We start from the raw sequence: 9,191 nt of genomic DNA, 5'->3' as shown, positions 1-9,191 counted from the left end.
TTAAGTATAAAAATACCCTGGAGGGGTTCCCGAGTGGCCAAAGGGATCAGACTGTAAATCTGCTGGCACTGCCTTCGATGGTTCGAATCCGTCCCCCTCCACCACACACAAGAAAGCCAACTCATTGAGTTGGCTTTTTTCGTTTCTGCATTCTAATAACTTGCCAATCTCCCCCTCATATAAAAAAGCCCCGACCAAAGGCCGAGGCGATAACTAACTTTATAGGGGGAGTTAGTTGTTTAACAGAATAATGCGAGTTTCGTATGGGCGAAGCACTTGATGCTGTGACACTTTCTCATCAAGCTGCGGGTAGTTACCTAGAACATAATGCGCTTGTTCACAATCAAACACTTCTGGTAATACACACTCTGCCTCTTCACCATAGTAGTTATTTAAGCAGATCAGTGTTTGATTGTCAGACTTACGCTGATAGCCAAAGATCGCCTTATGGTCAGGATAAAGATCCAAATAGTCACCCGTAGTGATCACTTCTAACTCTTTACGTAACTGAATCAGTTTTTGGTAAAAGTAAAAGACTGAGTCTTGGTCATCCACCGCTTGATTTGCATTGATCTGCGGATAGTTACTTGCGACATCAAGCCACGGTTGCCCTTTCGAGAAACCAGCAAATTCATCACTATTCCACTGCATTGGCGTGCGTGAATTGTCGCGAGATTTCTGCGCTAGGATGGCCATCATATCTTCATGGCTAACACCTTGCTGGTTCACCATGATGTCATACATGTTAGTGCTTTCAACATCGCGGTACTGCTCAATCGAGGTATAGCCTGGGTTGGTCATACCGATCTCTTCGCCTTGATAAATATACGGCGTGCCTTGCATCATGTGGACAGAAACCCCCAGCATTTTCGCCGCTTCAACACGGTATTGTTTATCATTGCCTAAGCGGCTCACAACACGAGGTTGGTCATGGTTACACCAAAACAGTGCCCCCCAACCTTTGCCATTTAGCCCAGTCTGCCAATGATTGAAAATTTGCTTCAGTTGTAGGAAATCAAATGGAGCCTTAGTCCACTTTTCTCCATTTGGATAATCGACTTTAAGGTGGTGGAAATTGAACACCATCGAAAGCTCTTTGTTATCTAAAGAGGAATATTGCTGACAGTGTTCTAATGTCGTCGAAGACATTTCACCGACAGTCACACTGCCATACTTTTGGAATACCGCTTCGCTGATCTCTTTTAGGTACTCATGAACGCGAGGACCATCGGTATAAAAGCGGCGACCATCGCCTACTTTATCACTCGGAAAATCTTGTTGTTTTGAGATGAGGTTAATCACATCCAAGCGGAAGCCATCAACGCCCTTTTCCGCCCAAAAGCTAATGACCTCTTTGACCTCTTCTCGTACCTTTGGGTTTTCCCAGTTAAGGTCTGCTTGCTCTTTTGCAAACAGGTGCAAGAAGTATTGACCCGTCGGTTCGTCGAGCTCCCACGCACTACCGCCAAATTTTGATTGCCAGTTGTTAGGAATATCGCCTTCCACTGGATCTTTCCAAATGTAGTAATCACGGTACGGACTATTCTTGTCACCTAGCGCAGATTGGAACCATTGATGTTCTGTCGAAGTATGGTTAACCACAATATCCATGATGATTCGAATCCCACGCTGATGCGCTTCGGACAACAATTGGTCAAAATCTGCCATAGTGCCAAAGTCAGGATTAATCGCGTAGTAATCCGAAATATCGTAGCCATTATCAATCATTGGTGATTGGTAGACTGGCGTTAACCAAATCGCATCAACCCCAAGAAGCTTTAAGTAATCAAGCTTAGAGATAATGCCTTGGATATCGCCAGTCCCTTTACTGCCGCTATCACAGAAACTCTTCGGGTAGATTTGGTAGATAGACGCTGTTTTCCACCAATTTGCATCATTAACCATTGCTGTCATGACTGAACTCACTTACCAAAATAAAAATCGTTAAAAAGGGAGCGACAATTCATCGCTCCAAACTAAGCATTGTGATTACGCGTTTACTGGCTCAAGTTCGCCTTTCATTTGTGCGCGCTTATAGAAGAACAACGTCAGCAGTGCTGGAATAGCCATAGCCACTAGCATTGCGATAGCAAAGATGCCCCAGAACTGTGGTTGAATAGACAAGATGCCAGGTAGACCACCGACACCGATACCATTCGCCATCACACCAGCACTACCACAGATCGCAGCAGCCACTGCACTACCGATCATTGCGCTTAACATCGGGAATTTGTATTTCAAGTTGATGCCGTACATCGCAGGCTCAGTCACACCCAGATAAGCAGAGATAGCTGCTGGTACTGAGATATCTCGTTCGCCATGTTTTTTGCTGATGATGATGATGCCTACAACAGCAGATGCCTGTGCAATATTTGAAAGTGCAATCAATGGCCAGATTGGCGTGCCACCTAGCTCTTGCATTAACTGAAGATCAACGGCGTTGGTTGTGTGGTGAATACCAGTAATAACCAATGGCGCGTACAAGAAGCCAAATACCATTGAACCAATCATGGCAAAGTCACCTGTCATTGCTGCTTTTGCCGCAAAAGCCACACCATCACCTAACACTCGACCAAATGGACCAATGAGTGAATGAGCAAGGATCACAGACAGAATGATAGAAACAAATGGAACGACAACTAGGTACAAGTAAGAAGGAACAATTCGTTTAAGGTTGGTTTCGATAAAGGCCAGTGCCACACCCGCTAACATCGCTGGAATGACTTGAGCTTGATAACCGACTTTTTCAATCACGAACAAACCAAAGTCCCAAACTTCAGGCACCTCTTTACCGATCAAGTACGCGTTCATCAACTGAGGAGAGACTAAAGTCACACCGAGTGTAATACCCAGAATTGGTGTACCACCAAGCTTTTTCACCGTAGACCAACAAACGCCCACTGGTAGGAAGAAGAAGATCGCTTCGCCAATCAACCACAAGAAGCTGTGTACTGTAGCCCAAAACTGGCTGATTTCCGTCAATGATTGACCATCAAACATCTTGATGTCACCAATCACGTTGCGGAAGCCAAGAATTAGACCACCCGTAATAATGGCTGGTAGCAGCGGTACAAAGATTTCAGCAAGATGGGAAATACCGCGTTCCAGCACATTCATGTTTTGACGTGCAGCTTGTTTTGACTCGTCTTTAGAAGCTTCTGACTTGCCAGACAACTCAATCAACACTTTGTAAACTTCATCGACTTCCGTACCAATCACTACCTGGAATTGGCCTGCGTTGGTAAAACAGCCTTTTACTAACGGTAAAGACTCTAGCGCCTTTTCGTCTGCTTTATCTGTGTCATTCAGTACGAAGCGCAAACGCGTTAAACAGTGGCTCACGCTCGCAATATTGTCGCGTCCGCCGACTAACTCAATGAGACGCTCAACTTCTTGTTTCGCAATCTTACTCATATCCTTGTCCACCTTAATTGGATTCAAATTCGTTTCAAACTGACTAGCTTGTAGTTTTTATATTTATGGGAACATTCCCATTTATGGCTATTATATTGTCAGATCTTATTTTAAATAAAAATGGGAACAGTCCCATTAATTGAATGCGATCACAGTATAATTTTAAATCACTTTATAAATAATGACTTAAAGAGAGAGGGGTTCTTGAGTGATATGAATCTGTCCTGACTCACCATTTATATGGGAAATCAATACGTTAGCAGCTTTTTCGCCGGCTAGTGCATAACCAGGATCAATGCTGAATACTTTAGGAAAGAGGAACGACAGCAGCTCATTACCACCAACGCCTGTGACGACAACATCTTCTCGGTTAAGCTCTTGAAGCCTTTTAATAACGCCTAATGCGAGGGTATCACTGGCACAAACAATGGCTTGCGTCTTCGAGTTCAAAACCTTATCTACCAATAAATAAGCACTTTCATGGTTAAGTTGGCCCGTCTGGTAGTTTGGTGTGATCCCTTGCCCCTTAATCCAATTCAGGTAGGCATTTAAACGCAATTGCCCCGTCGTTTTGTCGCTTGGATCGACTCCGATAAAGGCAATATGTTCTAGTGACTTTTGATGTAAGAACTCTAAGGCTTTGACTATCACCTGTTGGTTATCATAGTTGATCGATGACACCACATCAGTATCCATCGCGATGACGACTGAACGGTTGTACCAGCTTTCAAGTTTATCAAGATCGAAGTCACTGAAACCAAATACAATCACCCCGTCGACATTGCGCTTTTTCAGAACATCGAGGTGCTCATTGGTTTTCTCTCGATCAAACTGACTTTCCATGATCACCACATCATAACCAGCGCCATAGAGGGTGTTTAGCATGCTTCCCACGGCTTTGTTTTCGGATGGCGAATCCAGACGAGAAATAATGACACCGACTACCTTTTGACTCCCACCACGCATAGCCTGAGCTGACTTAGAAGGCACATAGCCCGACTCTTGAATCACACGCTCTACTTTTTCACGTGTTTCTGGCTTCACTTTCGGGTCATTGGTTAACACGCGTGATACGGTCGATTTGCCGACACCAGATAACTTGGCGATATCAAGAATGGTTAGTTTTTTGCTCATAGGGAACTACTAGAGGTTAGAAGGAGAGATAAGAGGCCTATTTGACCTCTTTCATTCAGATAAGTCTTTATTCGGTTTCACAATTTTTATAGATAACACGGCCAAGCTCTAAGCGCGCTTCATTTCCTTTTGTGAAAAGCGTTACTGGATTAATCGTTTCTGACGTCCCATCATCCAGAATGTATTTAGCTCCAGAGCCTGAACGTACTCGCGCTAAACGGTAGTCATTCTCTGGTAAACGAAGCAGCGCTTTAGGCTCATTGGGCATGAACGCTACTTTGAAGCTTTTATTTTCTTGGCACGAGTAAGTCGTAAACTCACCTTGGTAATCGCTTTGACTTTCAATGGCGCTGAATGAACACCCCATCAAAGCACTACTCAGCACTGCTGCTGATAAAATACGAAATTTCATAAGACCTCCAAACATAATAAAGGCCGCACATGGCGACCTAATATGGATTAGTTAGCAAGATATGCTGGCACATCTTTAATGCTGTCTAACACAACCGATGCAATTGATTCGCCTCGCTCAGTGACAGGCTTACCTGTACGTACAAGTATCTTGGTTGTCACACCCGCCGCTTCTGCTGCCATCAAATCTTCAGCTTTATCACCGACCATAACCGATTTAGCCATGTCGATTTTTAAGAAATCACGCGCTGAGATAAACATACCTGGCTTTGGCTTACGGCATTCACAATCTTCTTTGTACTTACCTTGGCCATGCTCTGGGTGATGTGGGCAGTAGTAGAAGCCATCAAACTCGACACCGTTATCGACAAAGTTCCAATCCATCCACTGAGTTAAATCTAAAAAACGATCTTCAGTGAACTTTCCACGAGCAATACCAGACTGGTTAGTTACAAGCACAAGCATGTAGCCCATTTCTTTGAGTTTCTTTGTCGCTTCAAAGACACCTTCAATAAACTCAAAATCGTGCTCATCATGCACATAACCGTGATCGACGTTAATTACACCATCACGATCCAAAAAGACTGCTGGTTTTGCCAAAATATGCTTCTCATTATTTACGTTATCTAAAGAATGATTATACCCAAGTGGTGTCAATATGCCATATTCACAGTAGGTTACTGCATGTTTGATAACGCAGCGCTGACCTTAATGAAGGGTCTTTCGGTAACGGTTTAGCCACCAATATTTCCAGTTCTCAATCCGCCCTATTCTCTTCTTATCGCTTTCTTCTCTATCTAATAAGTAAACGATTAGTTCAAAAATACGTTTAGACGTCTAGACGTAAAAATATCTATTGACACCTTACGCACAAAACCATAGCATCCTCTACTAAATGAGATATAGTTCAAAATAATCTACTGCTCCTAAAACAGCTTTTGAGTCTTGCGATGATTGAAATTAATCAAGTAAATAAGGTGTTCTATCAAGGTAATAAGGAAATTCATGCCTTGAAAGAGATAAACCTAGCGATTCCTCAGGGAAACATATTCGGTGTTATTGGCTCATCTGGAGCAGGGAAAAGTACGCTTATTCGTTGTGTAAACATGCTAGAAGCACCAACAACAGGTTCCATTGTTGTTGATGGTGTTGATCTAACCACGCTAACCAAATCACAGCTTAGCGAAGCACGCCGTAATATCGGCATGATCTTCCAGCATTTCAACTTACTGTCATCTCGTACCGTGTTCGACAATGTCGCGCTGCCTCTAGAATTGGCAGGTAAAGATAAAGCTGCGATTACTGAGAAAGTGACCGAGCTTCTCAAGCTCGTTGGCCTGGCAGACAAACATGAAAGCTACCCATCAAATCTAAGTGGTGGTCAAAAGCAACGTGTTGCAATCGCTCGTGCCCTAGCTTCTGATCCGAAAGTTCTGCTGTGTGATGAAGCGACCAGCGCGCTTGATCCAGCAACAACGCAGTCAATTTTAGAGCTGCTAAAAGAGATCAATCGTAAGCTAAACATCACTATGCTACTCATCACTCACGAAATGGATGTAGTCAAAAGCATCTGTCATGAAGTGGCGATCATTGGCGGCGGTGAACTGGTTGAGAAAGGCACGGTCGGTGAGATTTTCGCTCATCCGAAAACAGAATTGGCTCATGAGTTTATTCGCTCAACACTCGACCTCTCTATTCCAGAAGATTACCAAGCTCGTCTGCAAGAAACTCGAGTAGAAGGCAGCTACCCATTAGTGCGATTAGAATTCACTGGCGCAACGGTTGATGCTCCTCTGATGACGCAAATTGCTCGCAAGTTTAATATTGATGTCAGCATCTTAAGCTCTGATCTTGATTACGCAGGTGGCGTGAAGTTCGGCATGATGGTCGCTGAGCTATTTGGTAACGAAGCAGACGATAACGCTGCTATTGAGTTCCTACGAGAACACAACGTAAAAGTAGAGGTGCTTGGTTATGTCCTTTAATACTATTTCAGACTGGCTAAGCCTAAACGGTAACCTACTACTAGGCGCAACATGGGAAACACTCTACATGGTTGCTGTTGCGGGTATTGTTGGCTTTGCTGTGGGTATTCCTCTTGGCGTTATTCTTCACATTACTAAGAAAGGCGGTCTACTGGAAAATACTAAACTCAACGGCATTCTTGGTGCGATCGTTAACATTGGTCGTTCTGTTCCGTTCTTAGTATTGATGGTGGCTATCATCCCAGTAACTAAGATTTTAGTCGGTACTTTCATCGGTACAACTGCGGCAATCGTGCCACTGACGATTGGTGCGATTCCTTTCGTAGCTCGCTTAATCGAAGGCGCACTGCTTGAAGTCCCAACCGGTCTTGTCGAAGCTGCACAGTCGATGGGTGCAACGCCAATCCAAATTATTTCAAAGGTTTTGCTTCCTGAAGCAATGCCAACCATTGTTAACTCAGTAACGATTACACTTGTAACACTGGTTAGCTACTCAGCAATGGCGGGTACCGTTGGTGGCGGCGGGCTCGGAGATGTCGCAATTCGCTACGGTTTCCACCGTTACGATGTCGTGATCATGGCTGTTACCGTCGTCATGTTGATTGTACTGGTACAAATTATTCAATCTATCGGTGATGCGATCGTTCGTCGCGTTGATCACCGCTAGAGACAAAAACTAATTCACAGATTTATTTATAAGGAGATAGTGATGAAATTCAGTCTTAAAGGTCTACTGACTATCGCAGCAGCAGCGTCTGCACTGGTTCTTGCTGGTTGTGGTGAGAAAGAAGCAGATACAAGCAAAATCAAAGTCGGCGTTATGGCTGGTGCAGAAGCACAAGTTGCTGAAGTTGCAGCGAAGGTAGCGAAAGAGAAGTACGGCCTGGATGTTGAACTTGTAACTTTCACTGACTACGTAACACCAAACGCAGCTCTGGATGATGGCTCTATCGACATCAACGCATTCCAGCACAAGCCATACCTAGATCAGCAAGTTGCTGACCGTGGTTACAAACTAACAATCGCTGGTAACACGTTTGTTTACCCAATCGCAGGTTACTCAAAGCAAGTTAAATCTGTTGAAGAGATCCAAGACGGCGCTCGTATCGCAGTACCTAACGATCCAACTAACCTAGGTCGCTCTCTGATTCTTCTAGAGCAACAAGGTCTTCTAAAACTGCGTGAAGGTGTTGGTCTACTGGCGACAGTTCGTGACATCGTTGAAAATCCAAAGAACATCACTATTGTTGAACTGGATGCCGCTCAACTACCTCGTTCACTAGACGACGTTGCACTGTCTGTAATCAACACAACTTACGCAAGCTCTATCAACCTAACACCGCAAAAAGACGGTATTTTTGTTGAAGATAAAGAGTCTCCATACGTAAACCTAATCGTGTCACGTGAAGAGAACCTAAACGCTGAAAACGTGCAAAACTTCGTTAGTTCATACCAAACTGAAGAGGTTTACTCTGCAGCATCAGACATCTTCCAAGGTGGCGTAGTTAAAGGTTGGTAATACCTTACTTAATAAAACAACAAGGGCTGACGTGTATGCGTCAGCCCTTTTTTTATCTCTATTGTATCTCTAGGTTACTTGCCCAACATTCGACTCAATGTGCCGTCTTTATCGATGACTTGGTGCTTAATTGCAGCGCCTACGTGAAGTAACAAAGCAACGATGATGAGATTAACGCTCAACCCATGCACCGCTCCACCAGCATTCGCTAACCATTCAATTTTATCACCGGCAGCAAGTAGCTCTACCCCAAATACCTCAATCGCTCGACCGCCTCCGTAACTCATAGCAATACCCGAAATAGGCATAGCTAACGTCGCAACAAGCAAGAAAAGGTGGATAGCTTTTGCACCTAGCTCTTGGGTTTTCGTTAGTTTCGCAACACTTGATATTTGTCCTTCGAACAGTCGCCAAGCCAATCGCACGATCGCTATAACGAGAACAATGACACCCAATGACTTATGAATACCGATCAATTCTCCTTTCTCAGGGCTTCGGGGCAGCCCTTCAAGGTAATACCCTAAGGCAAACACTGCGATAAACGTCAGTCCCGTTAGCCAATGTAATAAGATGGTTTGCTTCGATAGTGATTTACTCATGGTGACATGCTCTAACAGTTAGCGTATTCGATGTCATAATTATCATTCCGGTTTGTGTAAAGTTCTAGAGAACAAAGCGTAAAGAAACGTAAAAAGAACATCGCATTCGACAGACATAAAAAAACCAGA

9 protein-coding genes and 1 tRNA gene are annotated in these 9,191 nt (G+C 44.0%); 4 read left to right on the top strand and 6 right to left on the bottom strand.

What is annotated here, in order from left to right; translation table 11 throughout:
- The first annotated feature begins 19 nt into the window (after window positions 1-19).
- Window positions 20-104: transfer RNA gene (locus F0231_RS15890), tRNA-Tyr, on the top strand.
- A gap of 127 nt (window positions 105-231) precedes the next feature.
- Here F0231_RS15890 and treC read toward each other — a convergent pair.
- From treC to gmhB, 5 genes are all read right to left on the bottom strand, one after another.
- Window positions 232-1,914 (bottom strand): alpha,alpha-phosphotrehalase, encoded by a 1,683-nt coding sequence (gene treC, locus F0231_RS15885; protein ID WP_171760682.1) that lies wholly within the window; start codon window positions 1,912-1,914, stop codon window positions 232-234.
- Between the two features lie 75 nt (window positions 1,915-1,989).
- A complete protein-coding gene (treB, locus tag F0231_RS15880; RefSeq protein WP_171760681.1) occupies window positions 1,990-3,414 on the bottom strand; it encodes a PTS trehalose transporter subunit IIBC in 1,425 nt (474 codons plus the stop codon).
- Between the two features lie 186 nt (window positions 3,415-3,600).
- Window positions 3,601-4,548, bottom strand: coding sequence for a trehalose operon repressor TreR (gene treR, locus F0231_RS15875; protein WP_171760680.1), 948 nt, complete (start codon window positions 4,546-4,548; stop codon window positions 3,601-3,603).
- A 67-nt stretch (window positions 4,549-4,615) separates the two neighbouring features.
- Window positions 4,616-4,960 (bottom strand): MliC family protein, encoded by a 345-nt coding sequence (locus tag F0231_RS15870; RefSeq protein WP_171760679.1) that lies wholly within the window; start codon window positions 4,958-4,960, stop codon window positions 4,616-4,618.
- A gap of 47 nt (window positions 4,961-5,007) precedes the next feature.
- A complete protein-coding gene (gmhB, locus tag F0231_RS15865) occupies window positions 5,008-5,559 on the bottom strand; it encodes a D-glycero-beta-D-manno-heptose 1,7-bisphosphate 7-phosphatase (protein WP_171760678.1) in 552 nt (183 codons plus the stop codon).
- Window positions 5,560-5,909: 350 nt separating this feature from the next.
- On the opposite strand from gmhB, the gene metN reads away from it, so the two are divergent.
- From metN to F0231_RS15850, 3 genes are read left to right on the top strand one after another with little or no spacing between them, the layout of a single operon-like run.
- Complete coding sequence (gene metN / locus F0231_RS15860; RefSeq protein WP_171760677.1) at window positions 5,910-6,944, top strand: methionine ABC transporter ATP-binding protein MetN; 1,035 nt, start codon at window positions 5,910-5,912, stop codon at window positions 6,942-6,944.
- On the top strand, window positions 6,934-7,611 hold the full coding sequence (locus tag F0231_RS15855) for a methionine ABC transporter permease (protein WP_171760676.1): 678 nt from the start codon (window positions 6,934-6,936) through the stop codon (window positions 7,609-7,611). The genes metN and F0231_RS15855 overlap by 11 nt, the downstream gene beginning before the upstream one ends.
- Before the next feature lie 42 nt (window positions 7,612-7,653).
- A complete protein-coding gene (locus F0231_RS15850; protein ID WP_171760675.1) occupies window positions 7,654-8,463 on the top strand; it encodes a MetQ/NlpA family lipoprotein in 810 nt (269 codons plus the stop codon).
- 74 nt (window positions 8,464-8,537) lie between these two features.
- Here the strand turns inward: F0231_RS15850 and F0231_RS15845 are convergent, their stop codons facing one another.
- Window positions 8,538-9,062: a cytochrome b gene (locus tag F0231_RS15845; protein ID WP_171760674.1), complete on the bottom strand. Its 525-nt coding sequence runs from the start codon at window positions 9,060-9,062 to the stop codon at window positions 8,538-8,540.
- Window positions 9,063-9,191 lie beyond the last annotated feature (129 nt).

The sequence above is a fragment of the Vibrio sp. RE86 genome (assembly GCF_013114545.1).
GTDB lineage: Bacteria > Pseudomonadota > Gammaproteobacteria > Enterobacterales > Vibrionaceae > Vibrio.
This window is presented reverse-complemented; position numbering and strand designations above follow the sequence as displayed.

Excerpts from the sequence above, each read along its gene's own strand:
- treC (WP_171760682.1), bottom strand. The coding sequence starts at position 1,914 with ATGACAGCAATGGTTAATGATGCAAATTGGTGGAAAACAGCGTCTATC.
- treB (WP_171760681.1), bottom strand. The coding sequence starts at position 3,414 with ATGAGTAAGATTGCGAAACAAGAAGTTGAGCGTCTCATTGAGTTAGTC.
- treR (WP_171760680.1), bottom strand. The coding sequence starts at position 4,548 with ATGAGCAAAAAACTAACCATTCTTGATATCGCCAAGTTATCTGGTGTC.
- F0231_RS15870 (WP_171760679.1), bottom strand. The coding sequence starts at position 4,960 with ATGAAATTTCGTATTTTATCAGCAGCAGTGCTGAGTAGTGCTTTGATG.
- metN (WP_171760677.1), top strand. The coding sequence starts at position 5,910 with ATGATTGAAATTAATCAAGTAAATAAGGTGTTCTATCAAGGTAATAAG.
- F0231_RS15855 (WP_171760676.1), top strand. The coding sequence starts at position 6,934 with ATGTCCTTTAATACTATTTCAGACTGGCTAAGCCTAAACGGTAACCTA.
- F0231_RS15850 (WP_171760675.1), top strand. The coding sequence starts at position 7,654 with ATGAAATTCAGTCTTAAAGGTCTACTGACTATCGCAGCAGCAGCGTCT.
- F0231_RS15845 (WP_171760674.1), bottom strand. The coding sequence starts at position 9,062 with ATGAGTAAATCACTATCGAAGCAAACCATCTTATTACATTGGCTAACG.